General features: G+C 66.1%; 20 protein-coding genes. 10 read left to right on the top strand and 10 right to left on the bottom strand.

The features are described 5' to 3' along the window. Nucleotide 1: 1 nt before the first annotated feature. From Q0982_RS20850 to Q0982_RS20820, 7 genes are all read right to left on the bottom strand, one after another. A complete protein-coding gene (locus Q0982_RS20850) occupies nucleotides 2-703 on the bottom strand; it encodes a VWA domain-containing protein (RefSeq protein WP_299399288.1) in 702 nt (233 codons plus the stop codon). Nucleotides 704-854: 151 nt separating this feature from the next. Further along, a complete protein-coding gene (locus Q0982_RS20845) occupies nucleotides 855-2,933 on the bottom strand; it encodes a molybdopterin oxidoreductase family protein (protein ID WP_299399286.1) in 2,079 nt (692 codons plus the stop codon). Nucleotides 2,934-3,014: 81 nt separating this feature from the next. Then, complete coding sequence (locus Q0982_RS20840) at nucleotides 3,015-4,001, bottom strand: lysylphosphatidylglycerol synthase transmembrane domain-containing protein (RefSeq protein WP_299399284.1); 987 nt, start codon at nucleotides 3,999-4,001, stop codon at nucleotides 3,015-3,017. Continuing rightward, nucleotides 3,998-5,044, bottom strand: coding sequence for a hypothetical protein (locus tag Q0982_RS20835; RefSeq protein WP_299399282.1), 1,047 nt, complete (start codon nucleotides 5,042-5,044; stop codon nucleotides 3,998-4,000). Before Q0982_RS20835 ends, Q0982_RS20840 begins: the two co-directional genes overlap by 4 nt. A gap of 92 nt (nucleotides 5,045-5,136) precedes the next feature. Continuing rightward, nucleotides 5,137-5,760: a hypothetical protein gene (locus Q0982_RS20830; protein ID WP_299399280.1), complete on the bottom strand. Its 624-nt coding sequence runs from the start codon at nucleotides 5,758-5,760 to the stop codon at nucleotides 5,137-5,139. A 99-nt stretch (nucleotides 5,761-5,859) separates the two neighbouring features. Continuing rightward, nucleotides 5,860-7,020: a hypothetical protein gene (locus Q0982_RS20825; protein ID WP_299399278.1), complete on the bottom strand. Its 1,161-nt coding sequence runs from the start codon at nucleotides 7,018-7,020 to the stop codon at nucleotides 5,860-5,862. 102 nt (nucleotides 7,021-7,122) lie between these two features. Continuing rightward, a complete protein-coding gene (locus tag Q0982_RS20820; protein ID WP_299399277.1) occupies nucleotides 7,123-7,962 on the bottom strand; it encodes an SDR family oxidoreductase in 840 nt (279 codons plus the stop codon). Between the two features lie 159 nt (nucleotides 7,963-8,121). Here Q0982_RS20820 and Q0982_RS20815 point away from each other — a divergent pair, with 159 nt between their 5' ends. Next, nucleotides 8,122-9,774: an acyl-CoA synthetase gene (locus tag Q0982_RS20815; RefSeq protein WP_299399275.1), complete on the top strand. Its 1,653-nt coding sequence runs from the start codon at nucleotides 8,122-8,124 to the stop codon at nucleotides 9,772-9,774. 12 nt (nucleotides 9,775-9,786) lie between these two features. Here Q0982_RS20815 and Q0982_RS20810 read toward each other — a convergent pair whose 3' ends face one another. Then, nucleotides 9,787-10,344, bottom strand: a complete 558-nt coding sequence (locus Q0982_RS20810; protein ID WP_299399273.1) for a hypothetical protein — start codon at nucleotides 10,342-10,344, stop codon at nucleotides 9,787-9,789. Nucleotides 10,345-10,560: 216 nt separating this feature from the next. On the opposite strand from Q0982_RS20810, the gene Q0982_RS20805 reads away from it, so the two are divergent. The 3 genes from Q0982_RS20805 to Q0982_RS20795 all read left to right on the top strand — a co-directional run bounded on the left by Q0982_RS20805 (nucleotide 10,561) and on the right by Q0982_RS20795 (nucleotide 12,885). After that, nucleotides 10,561-11,157 carry a 2-hydroxychromene-2-carboxylate isomerase gene (locus Q0982_RS20805; RefSeq protein ID WP_299399271.1) on the top strand — a complete coding sequence of 199 codons (597 nt, stop codon included), beginning with the start codon at nucleotides 10,561-10,563 and terminating at the stop codon, nucleotides 11,155-11,157. A 168-nt stretch (nucleotides 11,158-11,325) separates the two neighbouring features. Further along, nucleotides 11,326-11,793 (top strand): type III secretion system chaperone, encoded by a 468-nt coding sequence (locus Q0982_RS20800; protein WP_299399268.1) that lies wholly within the window; start codon nucleotides 11,326-11,328, stop codon nucleotides 11,791-11,793. Between the two features lie 27 nt (nucleotides 11,794-11,820). Then, nucleotides 11,821-12,885, top strand: coding sequence for a hypothetical protein (locus tag Q0982_RS20795; protein WP_299399266.1), 1,065 nt, complete (start codon nucleotides 11,821-11,823; stop codon nucleotides 12,883-12,885). Nucleotides 12,886-13,131: 246 nt separating this feature from the next. Here the strand turns inward: Q0982_RS20795 and Q0982_RS20790 are convergent, their stop codons facing one another. Then, nucleotides 13,132-14,121, bottom strand: coding sequence for a hypothetical protein (locus Q0982_RS20790; RefSeq protein WP_299399263.1), 990 nt, complete (start codon nucleotides 14,119-14,121; stop codon nucleotides 13,132-13,134). Nucleotides 14,122-14,437: 316 nt separating this feature from the next. Here Q0982_RS20790 and Q0982_RS20785 point away from each other — a divergent pair, with 316 nt between their 5' ends. The 3 genes from Q0982_RS20785 (at nucleotide 14,438) to Q0982_RS20775 (ending at nucleotide 20,236) form a co-directional block, all read left to right on the top strand. Further along, the gene (locus tag Q0982_RS20785) at nucleotides 14,438-15,646 is read left to right on the top strand and encodes an iron-containing alcohol dehydrogenase (protein WP_299399261.1); all 1,209 of its coding nucleotides are present in this window, start codon (nucleotides 14,438-14,440) and stop codon (nucleotides 15,644-15,646) included. 219 nt (nucleotides 15,647-15,865) lie between these two features. Further along, nucleotides 15,866-16,936, top strand: a complete 1,071-nt coding sequence (locus Q0982_RS20780; RefSeq protein ID WP_299399258.1) for a Glu/Leu/Phe/Val dehydrogenase dimerization domain-containing protein — start codon at nucleotides 15,866-15,868, stop codon at nucleotides 16,934-16,936. Between the two features lie 273 nt (nucleotides 16,937-17,209). Further along, on the top strand, nucleotides 17,210-20,236 hold the full coding sequence (locus Q0982_RS20775) for a hypothetical protein (RefSeq protein WP_299399255.1): 3,027 nt from the start codon (nucleotides 17,210-17,212) through the stop codon (nucleotides 20,234-20,236). A 173-nt stretch (nucleotides 20,237-20,409) separates the two neighbouring features. Here the strand turns inward: Q0982_RS20775 and putA are convergent, their stop codons facing one another. Further along, complete coding sequence (gene putA, locus Q0982_RS20770; protein ID WP_299399253.1) at nucleotides 20,410-23,568, bottom strand: bifunctional proline dehydrogenase/L-glutamate gamma-semialdehyde dehydrogenase PutA; 3,159 nt, start codon at nucleotides 23,566-23,568, stop codon at nucleotides 20,410-20,412. Between the two features lie 191 nt (nucleotides 23,569-23,759). On the opposite strand from putA, the gene Q0982_RS20765 reads away from it, so the two are divergent. The 3 genes from Q0982_RS20765 to Q0982_RS20755 form a co-directional block, all read left to right on the top strand. Next, a complete protein-coding gene (locus Q0982_RS20765) occupies nucleotides 23,760-24,629 on the top strand; it encodes a transporter substrate-binding domain-containing protein (protein WP_299399250.1) in 870 nt (289 codons plus the stop codon). 204 nt (nucleotides 24,630-24,833) lie between these two features. Further along, the gene (locus tag Q0982_RS20760; RefSeq protein ID WP_299399248.1) at nucleotides 24,834-25,577 is read left to right on the top strand and encodes an amino acid ABC transporter permease; all 744 of its coding nucleotides are present in this window, start codon (nucleotides 24,834-24,836) and stop codon (nucleotides 25,575-25,577) included. A gap of 23 nt (nucleotides 25,578-25,600) precedes the next feature. Continuing rightward, a partial coding sequence (locus Q0982_RS20755; protein WP_299399246.1) for an amino acid ABC transporter permease occupies nucleotides 25,601-26,419 on the top strand: 819 nt, incomplete at its 3' end.

Here is a 26,419-nt window from a genome sequence, read left to right as displayed (position 1 = left end):
GCTACTTGATCTGATGCGTCAACTGCGGAACCAGGCCGCCGGCCTTGCGGCTGTAGTCGGCCAGGGCGCGGCGGCCGCCGGCGGCGAAGACAGCCACCGCGGAGAGCAGTTCGCGGAGCTGCTTGGCGCTGCGCGCATCGAAAGTGCAAAAGGCGCCGCCGCTCAGGCGGGCAATCTGCTGAAAGGCCTTGCGGGAGACCGGGTCGCTGCCTTCGTGAAACATGAAGCAGGGCACGCCCAGCAAACCGAGCTCGCCGGCCAGGTGACCGAGGTGGTCTATGTCCTCCTCCATCGCATCGCCGACGAAAACCAGGGCCGAGACCTTCTTGGTCTTGGTCTCCTTGACCGCCCGCTGCAGCACCTTGCCGATCTGGGTGCGCCCGGCCAGACAGAACACGCTGGTCATGAAGCGCAGCAGCTCCGAAGAGCGGCCGACCCAGGGGCTGGCCTTGCATTCGCCGAAACCGCGGTAATAGATCAACTGCACCTCGAGACCGCCCAAAGTCTCGGTCTCCTTGAACATCTCGGCCTGCAGATGAGAGGCCTGATCCCAGGTGGGCTCCCGGCTGGCGGTGGCGTCCATGGCAAAAATCAGCCGCCCGCGCGCCTCAGAGCTGGGGGGCGGGGTCGTCGCGACCTTGCGCAGAAAGGCATCGACCTCCGACCCAGTCGATACCTTCGGCAGTTTTGGGTCCTTTGCCATTCTTCCTCGGCGCTTCTTGAACCGGCCTCGCGGGGGCCGAAGCAGCCGAACCCGCCATTCTTACCTAGTGTCGCGCAGAGATTTTGCCAATCCGGGCAATATCCTGTCCCGCCTGGGCGGGCAATTCAATGCCCGCTTCGAAAGCCCCGATCTAGGCGGGTTTCAGCCAGACAGCCGTGTCATGGAAGACAGCGCCCCCCGCGGGCGGGCCGGGATCGGCGGAAATCAGCAGGTTGATCCCCTTCCCCTCCTCGAAGGCGCTGTTCGGCCAGATACTCTCCACCACAACCACATCGGGCTGCAGGCCGTCGAAAAGCTCAACCGCGATCACCAGGGACCCCAGATCGTTACCGATCCTCAGGCGCCCGCCGTCCTCCACGCCCAGGGCCTTTGCCGCCGCGGGATGGATCAGAATGGTCGGCCTGTCTTCACGTTTCTGCGAGCCCGGGGTCTCGGTGAAGCTGGTGTTCAGGAAGGATCGTGCCGGCGCCGCCACCAGACGAAAGGGATGCCGCGCCGTCGCCCGATCATAGGCCTCGCTGTGGCCCGGCATGGACGGCATGGCGGCGAAGTCGGGACCGTAGGCCGCCCAGTCGGCCTTGAAATGGAAGCGCCGGTCTTCGTGGCCGAAGCCGTTCAGAAAGTGCATCTCCTCGTAAGACAGGGTGCAGTCATGCCAGTGGGCGGCATGTATGGTCTCGGCATCCGGCAGACCGGAGGTTTTCAGCATCTCGTCGATGAGTTCCCAGGCGCTGAGCGTGAAACCGCGGTGTTCGGCCCCCAGGCGCCTGGCCAGGGCGCAGATCACCTCATGATTGCTGCGGCAGGCGGCCAACGGCTCGATCACCGACTTGGTGACCTGCAGGTAGGTGTGGGCGCTGGCGACATAGACGTCATCGTGTTCCAGAAAGGTCGTGGCCGGCAGCACGACATCGGCCATGGCCGCCGTTTCGGTCATGAACTGCTCGTGCACGCAGGTGAAAAGATCGTCGCGGGCGAAGCCCTGCGCGACCTTGCCGCTTTCCGGGCAGACCACCATGGGATTGGTGTTCTGGATGAACAGCGCGGTCACCGGCGGCCCATCACCCAGGTCGCGCCGGTCGCCGGTCAGGATCGGCCCGATGCGCGACTGGTCGAGCATACGGATACTCCCGTCGCGGACGTCCAGGCCCTCGATCAGGGTCGCGTCGAGGCCATAAATGCTGGACTGCCCCTGCATGGCCCCGCCGCCCCGGTGCTGCCAGGCCCCGGTCACCGTCGGCAGGCAGGCGACAGCATGGACACTGCTTGCGCCGTTGCGGGCGCGCGAGAACCCATAGCCGACGCGGATGTAGCTGCGCTTGGTGGCACCGTAGAGACGGGCGAAGTCCCGGATCTGCTGCGCCGACAGGCCGGTGATCCCGGCCGCCCAGTCCGGCGTGCAGGCCGCAAAGTGAGCCTCAAGCTCGGCATCCCAGTCGCTGTAGGCTGCCATATAGGCCCGGTCGGTGTACCCCTCGGTCAGCAGCACGGAGATCACCGCCGCAGCCAGCGCCCCGTCGGTCCCGGGCTTCAGCGCCAGATGCAGGTCCGCCTGCTCGGCCGTCCCGGTGTGGTAGGGATCCACGACGACCAGCTTCGCCCCCCGTGCCTTGCGGGCTCGGGCGATGTGGGTCATCACGTTCACCTGGGTGCTGACCGGATTGCCGCCCCAGACGACGATCAGGTCGGACTCGGTCATCTCGCGCGCATCCACGCCGCGTCTGACGCCGCAGGCTGCATTCCAGCCGGTGGCCACCAGCTTGGTGCAGATGGTCGAGTGCTGACCCGAGTAGCGCTTGGCGTGGCGCAACCGCTCGATGCCGTCGCGCTGCACCAGCCCCATGGTCCCGGCATAGTAATACGGCCAGACCGCCTCGCTGCCGTGACGCTGCTCGGCCTTCAGCAGACCCTCGGCCACGGTGTCCAGCGCCGCCTCCCAGGAGATCGGCTCGAAGGCCGATATCCCCTCCCCCTTGGGGCCGACCCGCCGCAGCGGCTGGGTCAGCCGGTCCGGGTGGTGCACCCGCTCGGCATAGCGCGCCACCTTGGCGCAGACGACGCCGGCGGTGTAGTCGTTGCCGCGGGCCCCGCGCACCTTGCCGATCTGGGTGTCGGAAAGCTTCTCCACCTCAAGGGCGCAGACGCTGGGGCAGTCGTGCGGGCAGGTGGAGTGGAAGATCTGCGGCGCTTGGGAGGCGTCAAGGGGCATGTCTTTGAGCCGTTGGCAGAGGTTGGCTGGGCACTCTAGCGGCGACCCTTTCAGGCGGCAATGCCGTCAAGCGAAGGAACGCTAGCGGGTGCGCCGCAGCCACAAAGGCAGACCGGGCAGACCTGCCAGAATCAGGGCCAGGCCAAAAAGAACGGAGAGCGCGACGGCGGTACCGCCGCCCAGCCCGACAGCCGCAAACATCATGACGCTCGCCGTTTCGCGTACACCCCAGCCGGCGAAGGAAACCGGCAGAAACGTGATCAGGATGACGGCGGGAACGACGGCGGCCGTCTCGACGAGGGAGAGCGCCACGCCGAGGCCCTGAGCGAGAAAGAAGAACGCCAGGATCGAGAAGACCTGTGCCGCCGCCGAGAGAAACAGCAGTGCCAAGGAAATGACCGGTGCCAGCGAGACCCGGCGGGCATAGACGGCCATGTCTGCCGTGACGCGCAGCCCGCGGCCCAGCAGCGGTATACGCCGGAGTCCTTCAGGCAGGCGATCGAGCCAGCAGAGCAAGCCCAGAGCTGCGAGCAGTGCTGGCAAGGAAGCAAGCAGAAGAAGGCGTAGCGTCGCAGGAAGCATGTCCCCCAGCCAGAGCACGCCGCCAACCACCATAAGGACCAAGGCGACAAGCCCACTGACACGCTCCAGGATTACGCCGATGAAGGCACGGTCCGCAGCGACGCCATGGCGCGTAAGCTGCCAGATCCGCACCGCGTCGCCGCCGATGGAGGTGGGCAGCATCTGGGTGAAGAAACTTCCGACGAACATCAAGGCGAGGATTCGCCGAAAGGGCTGTGGCGCATCTATGGTTCTGATCACCAGCCACCAGCGCAGGGCCGAGACAACCGTAACGCCCATCAGGCAGAGGATCGCCGCCAGCGCCGCCGACGGCGAGAAGCCGGCCAGCAGCGCACCGGCGGCCGAAAGGTCTGTCCCGCTGGCGACAGCGCCGAGCAGGATAACGGACACCGTCAGCTTTACGACAAAGACGGCGTTCCGACGCCGCAAGGCTGTTGCGGCGGCAGGCCGCGCATCGCTGTACCCGGGCAGGGTCAGGTTGGTCACGCGGCGATCCCCAGGGTCTTCTGGAGCGGCTTCTTTCTGACCTTCCAGATCAGGCTGTCCACGATGTAGTGGTGGAAGTTGATCGACTGATAGACCAGCAGGGTCAGCGGCAGAGCCCAGCTGCCGAACAGATCGATGACGCCTTCAATGGAGAGGTAGATCGCCGTCGACAGCGCGATGCAAACCGCAAAGTAGAGCCACATGCGGTTCGGCTGGCTGATGTAGGACAGAAACCGCGCCTTGGGGTCGATGCCGTCCTTGTAGCGGTTGCTGTTGAACAGCCAGACGAACAGCACGTATTGGGCGTTGTGCCAGATGTTGATCACCAGCCAGCCGTGGGTGATGTCCTCGATGGCGATGTAGCCGACGTAGAAGATCGCGAAGTGGGAGATCATATAGAGGGTGTGGGCCAGCGGCAGGCACCCGCGCATCCAGGCCCTGACGCGCAGGGCACCCCAGAGCGCGACGGTCGACAGCGCGGCGACGGCCGAAAGGTCGACAACCCAGCCGGGTACGGGCAGGGTCCAGATCTCCATGCCGAGGAAAGTCTCCGGCGACTGGTAGGACCGGTAGAGGATGCCCCAAAGCGGCAGCAGGTAGAGCGCCGCCTTGGCCAGCCACTCATGCTCCACGAACCCCGCTCCCGCCTTGCGGCGGTAAACCTGGGACACGCCCCAGCTCTGCCGCGTGTAGTGGAACCACTGCCAGTAGAGATAGATCGTCGGGATCGCCCAGGCGCCCAGGCCGACCGCCACCAGCAGCGTGCCGACCACCACCAGCGGCGGCAGTCCGTAAAGCAGAAAGGCGTGCTGGCGCCGGCTCTCGGCATCAAAGCAGAGCCGGGTATAGGTGGAAATGACGTGGTGGTAGCCCAGCAACCAAAGGTCGATCAGCAGGATCGGTAGGAAGAGGCGCGGATCCGCCACGACGATTGCGCCGGACAGCAGCGCGACCGCCGAGATCCCGGCGATGAAAGTGAGATCAAACCCGGGACCGCGCAGCCAGCCGGCCGGCAGGTGCTCCGACTCCGCCGTCGCAACCATGAGAAACTCCCGCTTTCAGCATCGCGGGCCATGATGCCGCCGCAGAGGTAAAGAAAGTCTCAGCATGAACAAACAATGAACATTCCAGACTCTCACCAGCCCCCGTCTTCAAAGCTCAACTGCCGCAGGCTTTCGGCCAGGTTCGCACGCGCCGGGGCCTCGAAACGGGGCGCGAAGTGGTCGGAGAAGTAGAGCCTCTCGCGGGCCAGGAAGCCCTCCAGGACCCGGCGCCGGCCTGCGCGGAAGGCCGCCGCGTCGACATGGGCGTACTCGCGCCGGATGGCGGCCTCGTAAGCCTCGAACGCGGCCCGCTCCGCCGCCAGGATCGAGAGATCCATATCGAGAAACAGCCGCGCGTCCTCCAATCGGCCGCCAGTTAGACCCTCCCCGGCCAGATCTTCGGGCAGGCGGTGGCCCGCCGTCGCTTCCACCATCCCTGCGGCATGCTCCAGGCTTTCGGGCGGCAGGACCCCGGCGCAGGCTTGGCGCAGCAGCGCGGCACTCCGCGCCTCATTGTCCGTGGCCTGCGGGTCGTAGACGGCGTCGTGATAGTAGAGCGCCGCCTCGACGGCGCCCGGGTCTTGCAACTGGTCCCTCACCTCGGCGAAGAGGCGCAGCAGCGATTCGATATGGGCCCAGGTGTGATAGTGGCGCTGCGCTTCGCCGTAGCGGTGGCGCAGATCGTTCAGCAAAGCCGCCGGCAGGAGGTCGCTCACGGGTCCGCCCTCTCCCTCACCCCTTCCGCACTCGCATGGCCTTCCCGCTCTGGTCCCTCTGGCCTGCTAGCAAGCTGACGGTCAGGTCATCATACTCCGTCAGTTCCTGTTTCCAGTCTGATGGAAACTCAGTCGAGAACGCCAGAACTCAACGATCGCCCCACTTGAGGCTTCATAGTATAAGTTTAGAGGACTCCCCAACTGCCACGGGATTTCAGTTGAGCCGACCAGTATCCCGCTGTCTCCTCCGGAGGGCCGGCCTGGATCATCTAGGTAGTAAAGAATGATGCCTTCGACGTCAGTCATCGCAACCAAGGCATCGTTCGTCCTTTGCACAGGGAAAATGTCGTACACGACAACTCCAGAGCGCGCTTCTCCACCGGACGGCGCTTGACGAACTCGAGAGTCTAAATCTCCCCCAACTCCGTAGAGGATATGGTTTGCGCGTACCTTGAGTCCGCTGTGCAACGCTGCCTGGAGGCGCGGCTCCAGGAAGCGAGAGTCGGGGCTTGGGCTCAGCGCAGCATTCAGCTCTGGAACTGTTCTCCAGTCCTCTTCATCAGCAGATATCAGGTAGTAGCCTGTGTAATTCAGGTCCCTCTTAGGGCGATGCCCTTCGGGATTTCCTACATAGCGTGCAGTGCTCATCACGCCGAATTCGTTGGGCGAAGGGCTTGGCTTTAAGGTCGGGTCGTTTCTCAGAGAGATGCTCTTGAAACGCACCCGCGAGTCCGGACGGTTCAGCGCGGCGAAGGAATGGTAGCCTTCCAGCACCTCCGGATTGTCGGCATCGGCGGTCCAGAAGATCAGCGGCACGTAATCATCGGGAAAATCGGGAGAGGCTCTCCACTGCGGCGCACCCGCAGGCTGCGGATGAGCAAATGCGTCGCAGAGTTTTGGAACAAGGACGATCACTCCCGAGCCATCGGGCAGACGATGGGTCATGGCATCGTTCCTCATGTACCAGCGCTTCTTGAAGTACCCTTCCCCGAAGCGATGAAAAAAGTAGGGCTCGCACTCCATTACTCGCGTGATCTCGACGGGCGCCCTCTCCACCTCCAACTTCGCGGTCACTTCGAAGTATCGCGGTCCGTCATGGTAGCGCGCGCGCATCCACTGCGAACCCGCGCCGCCGTCCGCGTCGGTGCCTTCGCTCGACCACCACACGATGTTCAAGAAGATCATGACGCTGCCGATCAAGAGACCGGCGGCGCTGAACAGGGCGGTCAACAGCCATCCGATGACCTTCAGAATCGTCACAAAAGCTCCTTAGCCTTGCGTTAGAAACTCCGTTCCACCGCAACCTAGCTTTGTGAAGCTTACCAACCGTTAAGGCCAGGGCCGGCAGTACCAGCCCTGCCTTCAGCCCTTGCGGGCCCGCATGGCCTCCCAGTCCTGGTCGCTGAGCGCCTCCATCAGGCTGAACTGGCCGGCGCCCTTCAGCCATTCGCCGCCGTCGATGGTGACCACCTCCCCGGTGATGTAGCCGGACTGCTCGGCCAGCAGATAGGCGGCGAGGTTGGCCAACTCGATATGCTCGCCGACGCGGCCGAGCGGGATCTTGTTCTTCCAGGCGGCGTCCAGCTCCGGATTGGGCACCAGGCGGTCCCACGCGCCCTTGGTCGGGAACGGCCCGGGAGCGATGGCATTGAGCCGAATGCCCCGGCGCCCCCATTCCACGGCCAGCGAACGGGTCATGGCCAGCACGCCGGCCTTGGCCATGGCCGAGGGCACGACGTAGGGCGACCCGGTCCAGGCATAGGTGGTGACGATGGAAAGCACGTTGCCCGGGCGCTCCGCCTCCAGCCAGCGCTTGCCGCAGGCCAGGGTCACGTAGGCCGTGCCGTGCAAGACGATGGAGAGCACAGCATCCAGGGCGCGCGGCGACAGGCTTTCGGTCTTGGCGAGGAAGTTTCCGGCGGCGTTGTTCACCAGCGCATCGAGCGGCGCCTTGGCCCAGGCCGCCTCGACCATGGCCTCCACCGCAGCGGCGTCGCGCAGGTCGCAGGGCAGCGCCAGGGTGCGGCCCGGATGAACCTCGTCGAACTCCGCTTGGGTTTCCGCCAGCACCGCCTCGCGGCGCCCGCAGATGACGAGCTTCGCGCCCAACTCCAGGCAGCGTCTGCCCATGGCCTTGCCCAGGCCGCTGCCGCCGCCGGTGATGAGGATGCACTTGTCTTGCAGCAGGTCGCTCTGGAACATCTCGGGGTCTTTCCTTTGTCGGTGCCGGCCTTTGTCGGTGCCGGCCTTTGTCGGTGCCGGACGGCGGTGGAGCGGGGCAGTACCGCAGAAGCTTAAGTCTGGCTATGCTAGCGGGCCAAAGACCAGAAGCAAGATTGAGCAGGGAGAGACCGAGGGGCAATGCTTGAGCGAACCTCCACCTATGAGACGCTGTACCAGACCTTCCGCTGGCGGGTGCCGGAGCGCTACAACATCGCCGTCGACGCCTGCGAGAAATGGGCATCAGAAGACCGCCTCGCCCTGGTCGACGTGAAGGCGGACGGCCGCGCGCAGCGCTATAGCTTTCGCGATCTGAGTCACCTGTCCAACCGTCTCGCTAACGCCCTGGAAGCACAGGGCCTCGTCAGGGGCGACCGGATCGCCGTGCTGCTGTCCCAGGGCGTGGAGACCGCCGTCGCACACCTGGCGATCTACAAGATGGGCGCCATCGCCGTGCCCCTCTTCACCCTCTTCGGCGAGGAGGCGCTGGAGTACCGGCTGGAGAATGCGGGCGCCGCGGCGGTGATCACGGATGCAGCGGGCCTGGGCAAGCTGGCACCGCTGCGCGCGCGCCTGCCCGCCCTCAGGACCCTGATCTCCATTGACGGTGCCGGCGAGAGCCCTGGGGATGGCGCGCTGGGCTGGCAGGCGCTGCTAGACAAGGCCTCGGACCGCTACCGGCCCGCCGACACCCTGGCCGACGATCCGGCACTGATCATCTACACCTCCGGCACCACCGGGCCGCCGAAGGGCGCGCTGCACGCCCACCGGGTTCTGCTCGGCCACCTGCCCGGCGTCGAGCTGCCGCAGAACTTCTTCCCCCAGGCGGGCGACCTGTTCTGGACCCCGGCGGACTGGGCCTGGATCGGCGGGCTGCTGGACGTGCTGCTGCCGGCCTGGCACCACGGTGTGCCGGTGCTGGCCTACCGTTTCGCCAAGTTCGACCCGGAGGAAGCGTTTCGCCTGATGGCCGAGCAGCGGGTGCGCAATGCCTTCCTGCCGCCAACAGCGCTGAAGATGCTGCGCCAGGTGGAGCGGCCGGCGGCGCGCTGGAACTATGCCCTCAGATCGATCGGCAGCGGCGGGGAGACCCTGGGCGCCGGCCTGCTCGATTGGGCGCAGGAGACATTCGGCATCACGGTGAACGAGTTCTACGGGCAGACCGAATGCAATCTGGTGGTCGCCAACTGCGCCGAGCTGATGACGGTGAAGCCCGGCAGCATGGGCCGCCCGGTACCCGGCCATCAGGTCGCCATCGTCGACGAGGACGGCAACGTCCTGCCGCCCGGGGCGGAAGGCAGCGTGGCGGTGAAACGCCCCGACCCGGTGATGTTCCTGGAGTACTGGGGCAACCCCGAGGCCACAGCGGCCAAGTTCCGCGGCGACTGGCTGGTGACCGGCGACATGGGCGCTATGGACGACGGCGGCTACCTGCGCTTCGTCGGGCGCGACGACGACGTCATCACCTCAGGCGGCTACCGCATCGGGCCCGGCGAGATCGAAGACTGTCTGCTGAAACATCCGGCGGTCGCCATGGCCGCCGCCGTCGGCGTGCCCGACCCGCTGCGCACGGAGCGGGTGAAAGCCTTCATCGTGCTGAAGCGGGACGCGGATTACAGCGGCGACGATGCGCGCGCAGCGCTGGCGCGGGAGATCCAGGACTTCGTGAAGACCAGGCTTGCCGCGCACGAATACCCGCGCGATGTCGCCTTCGTCGAGGCCCTGCCCATGACGGCGACCGGCAAGGTGATCCGCAAAGCGCTGCGCGCGTTGGACAACGCCGCCGGTGATTGATGCGATCGCCGGCTAACGGTTCGGGCGGGTTGACAGCAATGCTTGCACCAGCGCGTGCGGCGACTTGGAGGTCACCAGGACCACCTCGTAGAGAATGCGCCCGTCGTTGGAGCGATAGACCTCCTCGCGCTGATCGATGCTGCGCACGAACTCCCGGCGGTCGCCGACCTTGTCCAGCGGCAGGTTCTTGCGGCGCACGTACTCTGAGAACACCAAAGAGACCTGATCGGCGCTGGCCTGCTGGGCCATCACCGTGCAGGTGTCGTCGTTGAAGAGCACAAGCGCAAAAAGGCCGGAGTCGTTCGCCGCCGACCAGACGTCGCCGCGCTTGCCCTCCAGGAAGGCCTGGGCCTGCTGCGGCGGGAATTTGCGCAGCTGCGGCGTCGAATCGATCCAGGCGCGCAGATCGCCCGAGTCCTCCACGTACTTAAGGCAGGACTGAACGAAGAGCCCCACCGCCTCGCGAGCCTGGTCGGCCGCCGCAGGCGCAGAAAGCGCGACCGCCGCGGAAAGCGTCAGCAGCACCGCGCCGAAGGTCCGACGGGTCCACCCACAAAAAACACGAACCATAGATATGCACCTGCTGTCGGACTGCCGAAAAACGGCGCGGCAGTGTTCGCCGGCGACCCTAACAGGTCCGCTCCTTCGGACCAAGGCGGTCTGGCCAAGGCGCTCTCGACCAGGGCGCTCTGGACCAGGGCGCTCTGGACCAAAGGGCACGGACGCGCTAAGCAGCCTGCCAGCGCTTTGTTCTCTTCGACCACCCCGTGCCGAGGCCGCCAAGACATGACCAAGACCATCGACTACTATCTCACGGTGATCTCGCCCTGGGCCTACCTTGGCGCCCAGCGCCTTGCCGAGATCGCGCAGAAGCACCGCGCGGAGGTGCGGGTCATCCCCATCAATCTCGGCGCGGTCTTCCCGCGCACCGGCGGCCTGCCGCTGCCCAAGCGGGCCCCGGAACGCCAGGCCTACCGTCTGGTCGAGTTGAAGCGCTGGAGCGAGCACCTTGGCATCCCCCTGATCCTGCAGCCCAGCAACGCCCGGGTGCCGGACCTGACAGCCGCCTGCATGGTGATCGCCGCCGGCCAGGGCGGCGGGCGGCCGCTGGAACTGGCCCAGGCCTTCGGCCGTGCAATCTGGGAAGAGAACCGCAACATCGCCGAGGTGGGCACTTGCGAGGCCATCGCCACCGAGACCGGCCACCATGCCCTCGACCTGCTGGCCAAGGCGCTGGACCCGGCGGTCCGGCAACGCTACGCCGAGCAGACCGAGGCGGCCATTGCACGCGGCGTCTTCGGCGCCCCGACCTATGTCTATAAGGACGAGATGTTCTGGGGCCAGGACCGTCTGGAGTTTCTCGACCTTGCCCTCAACGGCTAGAGCGGATTCAGCGCAATCAAATTGTGCATCCCGGCTAATCGCCGTTGTTGTGGCTCGCTGACTTGGCCGGTCCGAAAATCGTCCATCCTTTGCGCGTGATTCCGCGGCGGAAACTAACAATCCCGGTATGGTACAGTAACGTTTGGTGGCTACAGACTGATCGGTGGAATGAACGACAAGACGATTGCGGAAAAGCTCTTCCAGGAACTGGGCCCTCTTCTCGACCCGGCGGCGATTGTCTATGACGAAACCGAGCCTCTCTGGGCCGTGGTGATCGACGAGACCACCCGCATCGACGTCGCCTATGACGATGACGGCGGCCAGTTCGTCTTTGCGCTCGACCTGGGTGAGGTTCCGGACCAAAGCGCCGAGCGGGTGCACGCGTTGCTGCTGCGGTTCAGCGGCGTCTGGCGTGAAACCGGTGGCCTGCACACGGCGCTGGACGGGGAGGGCCGGGCGCTTCTGATGTATCGGCACCCCGTTCAGGGGCTCGACGTTCAACGGCTGCAGACCTTGATGGGCAATCTGGCGGTGCATCGCCGGATGTGGGCCGACCTCATCGCCAGTTCCGAGACGGAGGAGCTTGACCCCGATACGGCCGAGAGCGCCGTCCCCTTTACCGGCATCCGGGTCTGAGCGCCGCCGCACCGCAGGAGAACGATCATGTCGGATAAACTTCAGGTCGACGGAAGCTTGAACGTCGAGCGACTCCGCCAATTCGTCGAAGACTCCGGCGGCAGCGTCACCGGCATCAGGTCCCAGGGCAGGGGCTACGCGGTATACGCCAGCAAAGACGCCTACGCCAAGTCCGAAGTACAGAAGCTGATAAAGAGCAATATCCCCAGCGCGGTCGCTGCCAAAGGTCAAGCGATTGCGAAGAACGCGCTTTTTGAAGCGCTTGCCAATACATACGACGAGGACACTGCGGCTCATGTCTTCGATAAAATGGCGGATAAGCTGTTTAGCGATGACATCCCGCTGACGGCCGCACTGATCGACGAGGCGGAGGACCGGGCCAATTCAGTTGACGATGAAGATGTCTTGGATGAAGAGATCTCGAAGGAAATGCAGACGCCCGGCAACGCCGGGCTCCCCGTGATAGATACGTCGAAGATCGTTCACCGTCCGCCGGACAGCGGGCCAAAACCGGAAAGCCCGGAACCCAAGCAGATGGACGACAGTCGGGCGCGGCCGTCCGGTAATCAGAGTACCATCATCCAGGTGTCGGACAATTTCAGCCCGAGCATCCATTCGAAGAAAAAAGCCGGGTTGGAAGACAAGATCACGCAGAACCGCCAGCAGGTCGAAGACATAAGGGCTACGTACAAGAAGCTCCTGAGTGATCTCGCAGCTCACAACAAGAAGAGAAAGAAGCGCCTGACCGCGCGCAACAAAGAGATGAAAAGGCTATCCGCCAAGTCCAAGGGACTGGGGAAGACACAGAGGCTATCTCGATCGGCCAGGCGGAAAGTTGGTGTAGAGTGGCTGAACCGCGCCGACAGCGGCAGCAATGCCCCTCGTGACCTTGACATTCTCATTAAGAAAGCAGGACTACCGACCGGCGATGATGACAAGGCGCAGGTCATCAAGGAGGAAGCAAAGGAATACATCCTTGGTCAGTTCGAAGCCTATGACAAAGCGGATTTACGGAGGCTCACCTACAAACAGTGCGTTATGCGTATCGCCTGGCCCGCGCTTCAGACAATGCGCAAATTGGAGGAAATCTAGTTCGACCCGTTTTGCAGGAAGACGTGGTTCGGGGTGTGCCGCGGCCGCACCTGTTCGGCCCCCTTCGTTTCGGCGGCCCCGCTTTCGGGTCCACGTTACTTCCATCTCGGCCTCTTGGATCAATCAGGCCAGGCTCTGGTTCGCCGGACAGCGCCCATCGGTCAGTCGGCTTGACGGCCAGCGCTGCTTGAAACGGCAAAGGGGCCCCGAAGGGCCCCTTTCCGACGGTTCCGACCGTTCAAGCCTTTAGGCTTCGAGGTCGAGGCTTTCCGCCTCCTCCTGAACCGTTGCATCGTCACTGCCACCGCCTTCCAGGCTGGAAATCCTGATCTGGGCATCCAGAAGCAGGCGGATAATGGTCTCGCCCTGGTCGTTGGTGGTGCGGGTCACCGAGTAGATGGCCAGACGGGTCTGGAAATCGACCGCGTCTTCCGCCAGCCGCTCACGCACCTCGGCCAGCGTCTCCTTGAGCGGGCCGGTGACACCGGAGATGCCGTCGCCGTCATCGTCGTCTTCGACTGCATCGTCATCGCCCGCCGCCGCCACGCCTTTGGCCGCAGCCTGGGGCGCTGCGCCGTCGTTCGCCGGAGCGCCGCTGCTCAGGATCTTCTCGGCCAGCGCGGCCGGGTCGCCCAGCGTCTCCGGATCGATCACCATGATCGGAGCCTGCCCGCTGGCGGTACCGCCGCCGATCCGGATATCCTGCTCGAAAGAGAGGCTCGCCATGGAGACGGAGACCTCGCCGGTGTCCTGGTTGACTTCAATCGAGAGGGACTTGGCGACCATGGAGGTCGACTGACTGAAGTTGGAGCCGGAAATCGCAGTCACCTGGCTGAAGGCAGCAAAGGAAAGCTCGGCCGTGAAGTTCATGCCCTCCTTCAAGGCAGTGAGCACCGGCTCGACAAAGGCCTTGGTGAACTCCTGGACCGACTCTGAGTCGAAGCCGAAAGCCTTCAGCACCTGACCAAGGTCGCGGCGCATGGTGTCCAGCGCCTTGCGTACGAAACCGCCGGCCTCCCCCAAGAGGGACCTGCTGTCGGTTTCGGCGGCCGCGCCTTCGCCGACACTTTCGGTGTCGTCGACGGCCTGGGCCTCGGGCGAGAGGCGGATCGGATCGCGCCCGGTGGTTGCCGGGTTGTCGAGGAAAGCCTGACGGCCCTGGCCGCCCAGCGCCTCTGGCGTGCGGCCGAACGTCCCGGGCAGCAGCCCGGGCAGATCGAGAAGTGCGGAGATCATCGAAGCTCCTCCTGAGACGGCGCGCCGGGGCCCTTAGCCGCTCCGGCCGGACGGGTTCACCTACCCGCCGCTGCGCCTGGAAAATTCGCAGTAGTTTGGATTTTACGGATCAAGGGTGAAGGAAGTCTTAGTTCCCTTTACACCCCGGACCGCCGCCCTTCCCGGCCTGCCGGCTGTGCATGGCTGCCATCCGGGGCAAAGGCCAACAAGCGTTTGAATCCGGTCCGGCATTGCGGGTATCACCAAGGTCTTGGTTACCAAAGGATGAAGCGACCGGGCACCCTGCCCCCGCTCCGCAGAACGACAAGGCCCGCCCATGACCAGCGACCCCACCAGCACCAATCCCCCCGGCAGCAACCCGCAATCCCTGAAAGGCAACTGGGGCTTTCCGACCCAGATGCTCTTCGGCCCCGGCCGCATCAGGAACCTGGGGCGAGCCTGCAAGGGCCTGGGCATGACGCGCCCGCTGCTGGTCACCGATCCCGGCCTCGCCGACCTGCCTATGGTCGCCGAGGCCCTGGCCGCCAACGAAGCCGAAGGCCTGCCGAGCGGGCTGTTCTCCGCCGTGAAGCCCAACCCGGTGGGCCGGAACGTCGATGAGGGGGTCGCCGCCTACCGCGCCGGCGGGCACGACGGTGTGATCGCTTTCGGCGGCGGCTCCGCACTGGACTGCGGCAAGGCCATCGCGCTGATGGCGGGGCAGAGCCGGCCACTCTGGGACTTCGAGGACAAGGGCGACAACTGGAAGCGGGTCGACCCGGCGGGCGTCGCCCCCATCGTGGCGGTGCCGACCACGGCGGGCACCGGCTCCGAGACGGGCCGGGCCTCGGTCATCCTCGACGAAGACACCCACATCAAGAAGATCATCTTCCATCCCAAGATGATGCCGGGAACCGTGGTCTCCGATCCGGAACTGACCCTGGGCCTGCCGGCGCACATCACCGCCGCCACCGGCATGGACGCCCTGGCCCATTGCCTGGAGGCCTATTGCGCGCCGGGCTACCACCCGATGGCCGAGGGCATTGCGGTCGAAGGTATCCGCCTGGTGAAGGACTGGCTGCCCGCGGCGGTGAAGGACGGGTCCAATCTCGCGGCCCGCAGCCACATGCTGGCCGCCGCCTCCATGGGGTCCACCGCCTTCCAGAAAGGCCTCGGCGCGATCCACTCCCTCAGCCATCCCATCGGCGCGCTCTACGACACCCACCACGGCCTCACCAACGCGGTCGTCATGCCCTATGTGCTGGCCTTCAACCGTCCGGCCATCGAGGACAAGATGACCCGCCTGGCCGCCTGGCTCGGCCTGCCGTCACCTTCCTTCACCGCGGTGCAGGACTGGGTGCTCGCCCTGCGCGCGGAACTCGGCATCCCGGAGCGGCTGGACGGCCTCGGCGTCGGCGACGAACGCATCGAGGAGATCGCCGTCATGGCCGCAGAGGACCCCACGGCTCCCACCAACCCGGTGCCCGCCGGGGCGGCGGAGATGCGCCGGATGTTCGAAACCGCCCTGACCGGTCGACTCGCCTGATTCCACGCAGTTCGGCGGGGTAATTTTCTTTCGGGCGGGCGGCGGTCCCGCGCGCCATCATGAGGCTTTGAGGACTGCTTCTATCAGGATCGGTCTATTTTGCTTGGGCCAGTTTGTTCTTATTGAATACTTAAGCCTAACCCCTGACATTTGAGGCAAGACAAACAATCACCGCCTCAGGTGATGCGCCCGACGCGGCCATAGCGAATAGGGGTTTTCATGTCTGTTTTCGAGCATCACGAATTCGACGGCCACGAGCAGGTGGTCTTCTGTCACGACGCCGACAGCGGCCTGAAGGCGATCATCGCGGTTCACAACACCAACCGCGGCCCGGCATTGGGTGGCTGCAGAATGTGGCCCTACGCCAGCGACGCGGAAGCGCTGACCGACGCGCTGCGCCTTTCCCGCGGCATGACCTACAAGTCGGCTTTGGCCGGTCTCGCCATGGGCGGCGGCAAGTCGGTGATCATCGGCGATCCGCGCAAGGACAAGTCCGAAGCCCTGTTTCGCGCTATGGGGCGCTTCGTCGACAGCCTCGGTGGCCGCTACACCATCGCCGAGGACGTCGGCATCTCGGTGCCCGACGTCGATCTGATGGGCGAGGAAACCCAGTACGTCGGCGGCGCCACGAAAGGCGGCGTGGGCGATCCCTCGCCGGCAACCGCTTACGGCGTCTTCATGGGCATGAAGGCCGCCGCCGCGCACAAGCTGGGCCGCGACACTCTGCGCGGCTTGCGCGTTGCGGTGCAGGGCGTCGGTCACGTCGGCTACTACCTCTGCGGCTACCTGGCCGAAGAGGGTGCGAAACTGATCGTTGCCGATATCGCCCAGGATTCCCTCGACCGCGTGGTCAAGGAGTTCGGCGCCGAGGTCGTGGCACCGGAGGCGATTGCTGCGGCCGAGGCTGAGATCTTCGCCCCCTGCGCACTGGGCGCCGTGATCAACGACGAGACCCTGCCGCTGCTCCAGGCCAAGATCGTCGCCGGCTCTGCGAACAACCAGCTCGCCGAAGCACGTCACGGAGAGGCGCTGCGGCAGCGCGGCATTCTCTATGCACCGGACTATGTGCTGAACGCCGGCGGCATCATCATCATCAGCCACGAGGGACCCGGCTACGACGAAGCCAAGGCGTTCTCCCATGTGGCCGAGATCAAGGACACCCTGGCGGAAATCTTCCGGCGCGCCGACGCTGCCGGTCTCGCCACCTCCGAAGCAGCCGACCGCCTTGCGGAGGAACGCTTCCGCAGCCCCGGCCCGAGAGCCAGCCCGAACCGTTCAGCGGCAGCCTGACGCCCGACCCAAACAACCCCCTCAAGCCCGGCAGTCTTTGGCTTGAGCCAGGACAAGCAGAGCGCGGGGCCCAACCTCGCGTTCTGCGCGTCCTGTCACCCAACTGCAATCTGTAAGAGAATATTCTAAACAGACTTGCAACTGCACTAGCTTACCCCCTTTGCGCTGGTTAGAATGCCCCCGGTTCAACTTGAGGGGAAACCCACCGAGATTTCGGGGGGTGGCGCCGCCGCCTGGTCCGTGGACGGCGCCAAAGCTAATGAGGGGGGTGCCATGGGCTTGTTCCAGGTGCTGGCGCTGCGTGCGCCGATCAGCCGGCCGGTTTCGAAGTTCGATCTCAACATTCCGGGAACCCGGGCGGACCAGAAGGCCGCCGGATTCTTCTTCGAGCCGGGCGATCCCGGCTTTGCTGCGGCAGCCGAGAAAGTCTGTGTGCCGTCCAGCTACAGCTTCGATCCCGGTGACGCCGACTATATCTTCGCGGGCACCTTCGGGCGCGACGACGTGGAGGGCTGGAGTCTGGACAACGGCACGCCGGTCAACGGACTGCTGATCGGCGGTTTCGGCAACGACACCTTGGAGGGCGGCGACGGCAACGACACCCTCCTCGGCGGTTTCGGCCGCGACTCGCTGAGCGGCGGCGAGGGCGACGATCTGGCCATCGGCGGCTTCGGCAGGGATACCCTCAAGGGCGACGACGGCAACGACACCCTGGACGGCGGCTTCGGGCGGGACCATCTGGACGGCGGCGCCGACAACGATCTGCTGAAGGGCGGCTTCTCGCGCGACACCCTGAAAGGCGGCGAGGGCGACGACACCCTCGACGGCGGCCAGGGCAACGACAAGCTGGACGGTGGCGGCGGCCTCGATACGGCGCTCTACCGCGGCAGCTTCGAGAACTACAAGATCGACTGCAACGACGACGGCTTCACCGTCCGCGGGCTCGGCAAGTACCGCTTCGTCGACGGCAAGGACACGCTGGAAAACGTCGAGAAGCTGGTCTTCGAGGGCGACGGCCAGACGGTCTGGCTGGTGGCCGAGGGCCAGTCCATCCAGGACGCCGTCGATGCCGCCCAGGCCGGCGACATCATCTTCATCGGCGCGGGCACCTTCACCGAGTCCGTCACGGTCGACAAGGCGCTGCACTTCATCGGCAAGGGCCCGGACGAGACCATCATCGCACCGCCCGGCGGCTCGGCCTTCACCCTGGCCGGCGATCTGGGCAGCGACGCCGCGGTCTCCTTCAAGGGGCTGGGCATCATCGGGGCAGCCGACTACGGCATCGAGGTCGACGGCACCATCCTGGGCAGCCTTGAGATCCGCGACACCCACTTCGAAGGCAACGAGCGCAACGGCCTGGGCATCGTCAACGGCCTTACCCTGGGCGCCGTGCTGGTCGCCGACTCCAGCTTCGTGCAGAACGGCCGGCCGAGCCCCTCCAGCGGCGACGGCGATCTGCTGTTCTTCCAGTACAACGGCGACGCTACCCTCAGCAACATCACCATCGACGGCGGCAACCGGCCGATCGACGGCAGCAGCTACGATCCGAACTTCGCCGCGGAAAACGCCATTCAGTTCCGCAGCGACACCGGTTCCCTCGGCACCGTCACCATCAAGGATGTCGAGATCAACGGCACCTACGAGAAGGTCGGCATCGCCTTTTACAACTACGACGACGTCGACGGCCTGGACATGGAGAACGTCGACGTCGACAGCGAAAGCGGCTGGAATCTCTCCTTCAACTTCGACGGCATCGCCGGCGACATCGACCTCTCCGCCTTCCCCGACGTGGACTACAGCCAGGTGGCCGCACTGCAGGGCGATTTGGACGAGCCCAACACGCTGATCGGCGGCGACGGCACCGATGAACTGAAGGGCGAGGGCGGCGACGACCGGCTTCAGGGCAAGGGCGACAACGATACCCTGAACGGCGGCGACGGCACCGACACCGGCGTCTATTCCGGCACCCTGGCGGACTACAGCGTCACCTTCGGCCCCGGCGTGGTGACGATCGACGGGCCCGACGGTACCGACGAGCTGATCGACGTGGAGAAGCTGGAATTTCTCGGCGACGGCGAGGTCGTCTGGCTGGTGGCGGAAGGCCAGTCGATCCAGGCCGCCATAGACGCCGCATCGCCGGGGGATACCATCCTGGTGGGCCCCGGCACCTACAATGAGAACGTCACCATCGACAAGGCGGTGACCCTGATCTCCGCCGAGGGCCGCGACTCAACGATCATCCAGGGCTCGGCCGCCGGCGGCAATCTCGGCACCATCATGGTGACCAACGACACCGACGGGGTCGAGATCGGCGCCGTGGGCCAGGGCTTCACCATCATCGGCTACGACGTCGCCACGCCGGGCATCGAGCATGCCGCGATCTATTTCCAGAAGGCCCACGCCAACGCCAAGATCGTCGGCAACGACATCCGCGCCGACGGCGAAGGGGGTCTGCTGACCGAGTTCGGCTTTGCCAACACCGATTTCCTGATTTCGGACAACATTTTCTCCGGCCAGACCTTCACCGGCGCGACGGTCGCGGAAGCCGGCTTCGGCGACCAATTCACGGTGAATAACGTGCCCCGTGCGTTGGTATACATCAGCGGCGAAAGCAAGACCGGCATCGTCTTCGAGAACAACGAGGTGACCGGTACCGCCGGCGGCCCCAAGGAGATCAGCGGCGATCTCTTCGGCAACATCCTGGTGACCATCGATGCGGAGAATTCCAGCATCACCGGCAACAGCTTCAGCGGCCTGACCTACAACTTCGCCCTGCGCGCCCGCGACCCCAACACCGACATCGAGGACAACACCTTCGACAACACGGGCGGCGGCAATACGAACGGGGTGACCCAGACCTTCACCGACGGCAGCTACGACGGCAACGTCTTCCTGGGCGGTGCGGAGGCCGACGCCTTCCTCGGCACGGCGGGCGCGGATTCCATGACCGGCGGCGCGGGCAGCGACACCCTGGCAGGCGCGGGCGGCGCCGACACCCTGGTCGGCGGGGCCGACAGCGATGTCTTCGTCTACCTCGATACGGTAGATGCCGGCGATCTGATCGACGGCTTCGACGCCGAGGCCAGCGATGTCATCGACCTCGATGTCCTGCTGGACACCCTCGACGGCGGCATTGCCGACGCCGACCGGGCCGGGCGGGTCGAGGTCGTCCAGGTCGGCGACGAAGCCACGGTCTCCATCGACACCAACGGCGACGCCATCTTCGATCTGGTGCTGGCGACGGTCGAGAACATCACCGGTACGCTGGACCAGAATGACCTGAGCCTGGGTACGCTTTAGGAGGCTGCCGAGGCTTCAGGGGTTTGCGGCCGCTCCATGCTTCGAGACGCCCCTGCGGGGCTCCTCAGCATGAGGACCAGAGTGCCTCAACACACAGACCTCATCCTGAGGAGCGCGCCGAAGGTGCGCGTCTCGAAGGATGGGCGCGCGCGATACCTTCCCTTGGAAACGCGCTAGCGCGACAACCCCTCTTGGAGCGACATGAGGGAGGCGTTGCCGCCGGCGGCCGTGGTGTCCACGGAAAGGGTCTTCTCGGTGGCGAAACGGTGCAGGTAGCGCGGGCCGCCGGCTTTGGGGCCGGTGCCCGAGAGCCCCTGGCCGCCGAAGGGCTGCACGCCGACCACGGCGCCGATGATGTTGCGGTTCACATAGGCGTTGCCCACCGGCAGGCGCCGGGTGATCTGCTCCACCGTCGCGTCGATGCGGCTGTGCACGCCCAGGGTCAGGCCGTAGCCGGTCCCGGCGATGGCGTCGAGCACTTGGTCCAGGCGGTCGGCGCGGTAGCGCACGACGTGGAGGATGGGCCCGAAAACCTCCCGCTCCAGCACGGCGATGTCGTCGATCTCGTAGGCGGCGGGGGTGACGAAGCAGCCCTTCTCCGCTTCGGCCGGCATCGCAACCTCGTAGATCGTCTTCGCGTCGCGGGCCATGCGCGCCTTGTGGGCCTCCAGCACGGCCTTGGCCTCTTCGTCGATCACCGGGCCGACGTCGGTGGAGAGCAGCCCGGGGTCGCCCACCACCAGTTCCTCCATGGCGCCGGTCAGCATGGTCAGCATCTTGTCGGCCACGTCCTCCTGCAGGAAGAGCACCCGCAGGGCCGAGCAGCGCTGGCCCGCCGACTGAAAGGCCGAGGTCAGAACGTCCTCGGTCACCTGCTCCGGCAGCGCGGTGGAGTCGACCAGCATGGCGTTCTGTCCGCCGGTCTCGGCGATCAGCGGCACGATGGCCCCTTCCCGCGCTGCCAGGGCCTGGTTGATGATGCGCGCCGTCTCGGTGGAGCCGGTGAAGGCGACGCCGGCGATGCGCGGATCGCTGACCAGGGGTGCTGCCACCGTCGGCCCGTCGCCGGGCAGCAGGTGCAGCACGTCGCCGGGCACCCCGGCGCGGTGCAGGATGCGCACGGCCTCCGCCGCGACCAGGCCGGTCTGTTCCGCCGGTTTGGCGATCACCGCGTTGCCGGCGGCGAGCGCTGCGGAAACCTGTCCGGTGAAGATCGCCAGCGGAAAGTTCCAGGGCGAGATGCAGAGAAAGACGCCGCGCCCCTGCAGCGAGATCTCGTTGCGTTCCCCCGTCGGCCCGGGCAGCGCCAGGGGCTGGGCGAACTCCGCCGCGGCCCGGGCGCCATAGTAGCGCAGGAAGTCCACCGCCTCGCGCACCTCCGCCACGCCGTCGGGCAGGGTCTTGCCCGCCTCGCGCCGGCAGAAGGCCATCAGCCGCGGCATCGCCGCTTCCATCATGTCGGCGGCCCGCGCCAGGCAGGCGGCGCGCTCCGCCGCCGGGGTGGCGTTCCAGGCAAAGGCGGCGCGCTGGGCGCGGGCCAGGGCCTGTTCGGCCTGCTCCGCCGTGGTCCAGGCGATCTCGCCCACCGTCTCGCCGCGGTCTGCCGGGTTGGTGACGCGGTGCGTTTCACCGCTGATCTGTTCGACACCGCCGACAAGAGGACCGGCGTGCCAGGACTCCTCCGCCGCTTTGTCCATGTCCCGCTGCAGCGCCGCCACGGCGAGGGGGTCGTCGAGGTCGATGCCCGCGGCCGCCGCGCGCTCCTCGCCGAAGAGGTCGGCCGGCAGGGGAATGCTCGGGTGCGGGATCTGGGCGGCGGCGCGCAGCTTCGCCGCAGGGTCGGCGACGATGGCGTCCACCGGCAGCTTCTCGTCCTGGATGCGGTTGACGAAGGAGGAGTTGGCGCCGTTCTCCAGCAGGCGGCGCACCAGGTAGGCCAGCAGGTCCTCGTGGCTGCCCACCGGCGCATAGATGCGGCAGGGGTGGTTCAGCTTGTCGGGGCCGACGACCTCGTCATAGAGCACCTCGCCCATGCCGTGAAGGCGCTGGAACTCGTAATCCTGACGATTGCCCGCCGCCTCCAGCACCCAGGCCAGGGAGTGGGCGTTGTGGGTGGCGAGCTGCGGATAGAAGGCGTCGGGCTCCGCCAGCAGGCGCTTGGCGCAGGCGAGGTAGGAGAGATCGGTGGAGGCCTTGCGGGTGAAGACCGGGTAGCCCTCGTGGCCCAGCTCCTGGGCGTGCTTCACCTCGCTGTCCCAGTAGGCGCCCTTGACCAGGCGCACCATGAGCCGCCGGTTATGGCGCCGCGCCATGTCGGCCAGCCAGTCGAGCAGCGGCAGGCCGCGCTTCTGATAGGCCTGCACCGCCAGCCCGAAACCGTCCCAGCCGGCGAGATCCGGGTCGCCGGAGACCGCCTCGATGATGTCGAGGGAGAGGTCCAGGCGCTCCGACTCCTCCGCGTCCACCGTCAGGCCGACGTCGGCGGCCTTGGCGTCGCGGGCCAGCGCCTTCAGCTGCGGCACCAGTTCGCGCAGCGCCCGCTCCCGCTGGGCGAAGGCATAGCGCGGGTGGAGGGCGGAGAGCTTGATGGAGATGCCCGGGGCCTCGATGGGCCCTCTCCCGGCTGCCGCCGTGCCGATGGCGCCGATGGCATCGGCATAGGCGCGGAAGTAGCGGCCCGCATCAGCCATGGTGTAGGCCGCCTCGCCCAGCATGTCGTAGGAGTAGCGGTAGCCCTTCTTCTCCTGGGCGCGGGCGCGCTCCAGCGCCTCCTCGATGGTGCGGCCCATGACGAACTGGCGCCCGAGGATGCGCATGGCCTGGGTGACAGCGCTGCGGATCACCGGCTCGCCGGACTTCTGCACCAGGCGGCGCAGAGTGCCGCCGAGGTCGCGGGCGTCGTGCTCGTCCAGCTTGACGACCCGGCCCGTCAGCATCAGCGCCCAGGTGGAGGCGTTGACGAAGAGGGATTCGCTCTGGCCCAGATGGCCCTGCCAGTCGGCCTCGGCGATCTTGTCCTTGATCAGCTTGTCGACGGTGGCGGCATCCGGCACGCGCAACAGCGCCTCGGCCAGGCACATCAGCACCACCCCCTCCTTGCTGGAGAGCTCGAACTCATGGAGGAAGGCATCCAGCCCGCCCTGCCCCAGCCGCGCCCCGCGCACCGCCGCCACCAGCCGCCGCGCCTGCTCGGCGATGCGGTCCTGCGCGTCGTGGGGCATGGCCGCCGCATCCAGCAGCGCCTTCACCACGGTGGCCTCATCCTTCATGAGGTGCGCGCGCAGGTTGCGGCGCAGGGGGTCGAGCACGGCGGGCTCTTGTTCGGCAAGCATGAGGCGGCCTTCCCTCGTCGGCAGTGGCTTTGCAAGCTGAGTTTGTGGGACTGTCCGCCCCTTTTCCGGCAGCGTCAAGCGAAGCGACGCAGCCGTGGCGATCCGTAGACAGCCCCGCCAAGCCCCTCTAGTCTGTCCGGTCGCAAGAACGATCTGCGCGCGAACACGCGCGAAAGAGAAAGGGGAAGCAGATGGGAAGTTGGATGAAGACCCTGGAAATGAAGACTCGGGGCATGAAGACCCAGGCCGCCGCCGCCGCGGTGGCGGTGCTGGCGGCGGGGATCGGCACAGGGGCGGGACCGGCCTCTGCCGACGTCATCGCAGAGGTGAAGGAACGCGGGAAGCTGATCGTCGGGGTGAAAGCGGACTACGCGCCCTACGGCTTTCTCGACAGCAGCGGCAAGATCGTCGGGATCGAGCCCGACCTGGCCCAGGACGTTGCCGACGTGCTGGGCGTCGAGCTGGAGCTGGTGCCGGTGGTTTCGTCCAACCGCATGCAGTTCCTGGAGCAGGGCAAGATCGACCTGATGATCGCCACCATGACCGACCGTAACGACCGGCGCGAGGTGGTGCAGATCGTCGACCCGAACTACTACTCCTCCGGCACCAACATCCTCACCAAGGGCAACTTCGCCAACTGGGAGGACCTGAAGGGCGCGCCGGTCTGCGGCATCCAGGGCGCCTTCTACAACCGCAAGACCTCCGAGGACTTCGGCGCCACCATCGTCGCCTTCAAGGGCACGGCCGAGGCGCTGACGGCGCTGAAGCAGAACCGCTGCGTCGCTTTCGTTTATGACGACAGCTTCATCGTCTCGCGCCTCGGCGATGCCGACTGGGAAGGCTGGACGATGCCGCTGCCGACCATCGACGACGCCCCCTGGGGCCTGGCGGTGAAGAAGGGCGAGGACGCCTTTGCCAAGATGATGTCGGGCATGATCGTAGACTGGCACATGTCCGGCCGCATCCTGGAGCTGGAGGCCAAGTACGGCCTGGAGCAGACGCCCTTCGCCAAGAAGATGCACGCCGCCTTCCGCGACTTCAATCCGTCGATCGAGCGGTAGGAAACAGAAGCCCCCTCACCCTCCCGCTCACGCGGGCCCCTCCCTCTCCCCGGCGGGGAGAGGGTAGAGAAGCCTTGGCGAGATCGAAGATCGAGCCTAGGCGCAGCGGGGTGAGGGGGAATGGCCGGGCGAGGGCTTCGGACTCGCCATCGAATGCGCTAGTCTTGCGCTGAGGAGCACCACAAGCAGGGGAGTGGCGGCCAGGTGGAAGCCGTCTACGAGTGGTTCCGGGTCTTCTACCAAGACACCGGGATCAACCTGACCTTCGTCTACGATTCCTTCGACCGCAACCGGCTGGTCGACGGCTTCTTCATGACGGTCTGGCTGTCGCTGATCTGCCTCGTGCTGTCGGTGGTGATCGGCATCGTCGGCGCCTGGGCCCAGGGCGCGCGCTCGGCCCTCGTGCGCCGCGGCGTCACCGCCTATATCGAATTCTTCCGCAACACCCCGCCCCTGGTGCAGCTCTACTTCTTCTACTTCGCCATCGGCTCGATCCTGCCGACCACCACCAACCGCTTCGGCCTGGAAGAACCGATCCTCGACAGCTTCGCCTGGGCGGTGATCTCGCTGTCGTTCTTTGCCGGCGCCTTCAACGTGGAGATCTTCCGCTCCGGCGTCGAGGCGGTGCCGGAGTCCACCAAGGAGGCGGCGGAGGCGCTGGGTTATACCCGGCTGCAGACCTACCTCTACATCGTCCTGCCGCTGGCCTTCCGCGTCTGCCTGCCGGCCCTCAACAACAATCTGGTGAACCTGGTGAAGACCACCACGCTGGCCTACGCCATCGCGGTGCCGGAGATGCTCTACATGGCCAACCAGATCTGGTCGGATTCGGTGAACGTGCCGGAGATGATGACCTTCCTGCTGGTCGCCTATGTCTTCCTGGTGGGCGTGCTGGTCTGGTTCATGCACAGATGGGAGCGGGCGATGCGGCTGCCCGGGTTCGGATGATGGCCCGACCGAAGCAGAATTCCGTGTCGACCCGGACTCCCGTGCCGCCCCGGACCCCCGTATTGCAGGGCGGCACCGACCTGCCGGTGCTGCTGCCGGCCGCTGAACGCCTGGCCGCCCTCGCGAAGAAGGAACGCGCCGCCGGTGCCCCGCTGCCGCGCCTGCGCGCCCGCCACGGTCTCTGGCTGCTCGCCGTCCTGCTGCTCTCCGCCGGCGTCGCCGAGGCGCAGGGCGCCGTGGCGGAGAAGGAAAGCGCCCTCAGCGCGCTGCTCAAGTGGCTGCCGGTGCTGCTGGAAGGCTTCGTTTTCAACATCGCCATCTCTTTTCTCGCCATGGCCATCGGCACCGCCGTCGGCGCCGCCCTCGGCCTCATGCAGATCTCCCTCATGGCGCCTGTGCGCAGCGGCTCCTGGGTGGTGACCCAGTTCTTCCGCAACGCGCCCTGGCTGGTGCTGCTGTTCTTCTGCATGTTCCTGCTGCCCTTCGAATTCGACCTCGGCTTCGCCGTCGTCCCCTTCCCGGACTGGGTGAAGGCGACCATCGGCCTGGCCCTGCCGGTCATGGCCAACGTCTCGGAGATCGTGCGCGGCGCCGTGCGCTCGCTGCCCTCCGGCCAATGGGAAGCCGCCGAGTCCCTCGCCTTCACCCGGCGCCAGACGCTCTGGGAGATCATCCTGCCGCAGTGCGTGAAGCGCATGCTGCCGCCCTGGATGAACCTCTATGCCATCCTCACCATGGCCACGGTGCTGGCCTCCATCGTCGGCGTGTCGGAGATGATGACCCAGACCGGCCGCGCGCTGGCCGCCGAGAACCGGCCGGAGCTGCTGATCCCCTTCTACAGC

The organism is Pelagibius sp. (genome assembly GCF_028281305.1).
Lineage (GTDB): Bacteria > Pseudomonadota > Alphaproteobacteria > Kiloniellales > Kiloniellaceae > Pelagibius.
Note: the sequence above shows the minus strand (reverse complement) of the source record. Positions and strands in the feature narration are given on the sequence as shown.

Bases quoted from the DNA above. Each gene is read 5' to 3' on its own strand.
- Q0982_RS20850 (WP_299399288.1), bottom strand. From the start codon at position 703: ATGGCAAAGGACCCAAAACTGCCGAAGGTATCGACTGGGTCGGAGGTC.
- Q0982_RS20845 (WP_299399286.1), bottom strand. From the start codon at position 2,933: ATGCCCCTTGACGCCTCCCAAGCGCCGCAGATCTTCCACTCCACCTGC.
- Q0982_RS20835 (WP_299399282.1), bottom strand. From the start codon at position 5,044: ATGGTTGCGACGGCGGAGTCGGAGCACCTGCCGGCCGGCTGGCTGCGC.
- Q0982_RS20820 (WP_299399277.1), bottom strand. From the start codon at position 7,962: ATGTTCCAGAGCGACCTGCTGCAAGACAAGTGCATCCTCATCACCGGC.
- Q0982_RS20815 (WP_299399275.1), top strand. From the start codon at position 8,122: ATGCTTGAGCGAACCTCCACCTATGAGACGCTGTACCAGACCTTCCGC.
- Q0982_RS20810 (WP_299399273.1), bottom strand. From the start codon at position 10,344: ATGGTTCGTGTTTTTTGTGGGTGGACCCGTCGGACCTTCGGCGCGGTG.
- Q0982_RS20805 (WP_299399271.1), top strand. From the start codon at position 10,561: ATGACCAAGACCATCGACTACTATCTCACGGTGATCTCGCCCTGGGCC.
- Q0982_RS20800 (WP_299399268.1), top strand. From the start codon at position 11,326: ATGAACGACAAGACGATTGCGGAAAAGCTCTTCCAGGAACTGGGCCCT.
- Q0982_RS20795 (WP_299399266.1), top strand. From the start codon at position 11,821: ATGTCGGATAAACTTCAGGTCGACGGAAGCTTGAACGTCGAGCGACTC.
- Q0982_RS20790 (WP_299399263.1), bottom strand. From the start codon at position 14,121: ATGATCTCCGCACTTCTCGATCTGCCCGGGCTGCTGCCCGGGACGTTC.
- Q0982_RS20785 (WP_299399261.1), top strand. From the start codon at position 14,438: ATGACCAGCGACCCCACCAGCACCAATCCCCCCGGCAGCAACCCGCAA.
- Q0982_RS20780 (WP_299399258.1), top strand. From the start codon at position 15,866: ATGTCTGTTTTCGAGCATCACGAATTCGACGGCCACGAGCAGGTGGTC.
- Q0982_RS20775 (WP_299399255.1), top strand. From the start codon at position 17,210: ATGGGCTTGTTCCAGGTGCTGGCGCTGCGTGCGCCGATCAGCCGGCCG.
- putA (WP_299399253.1), bottom strand. From the start codon at position 23,568: ATGCTTGCCGAACAAGAGCCCGCCGTGCTCGACCCCCTGCGCCGCAAC.
- Q0982_RS20765 (WP_299399250.1), top strand. From the start codon at position 23,760: ATGGGAAGTTGGATGAAGACCCTGGAAATGAAGACTCGGGGCATGAAG.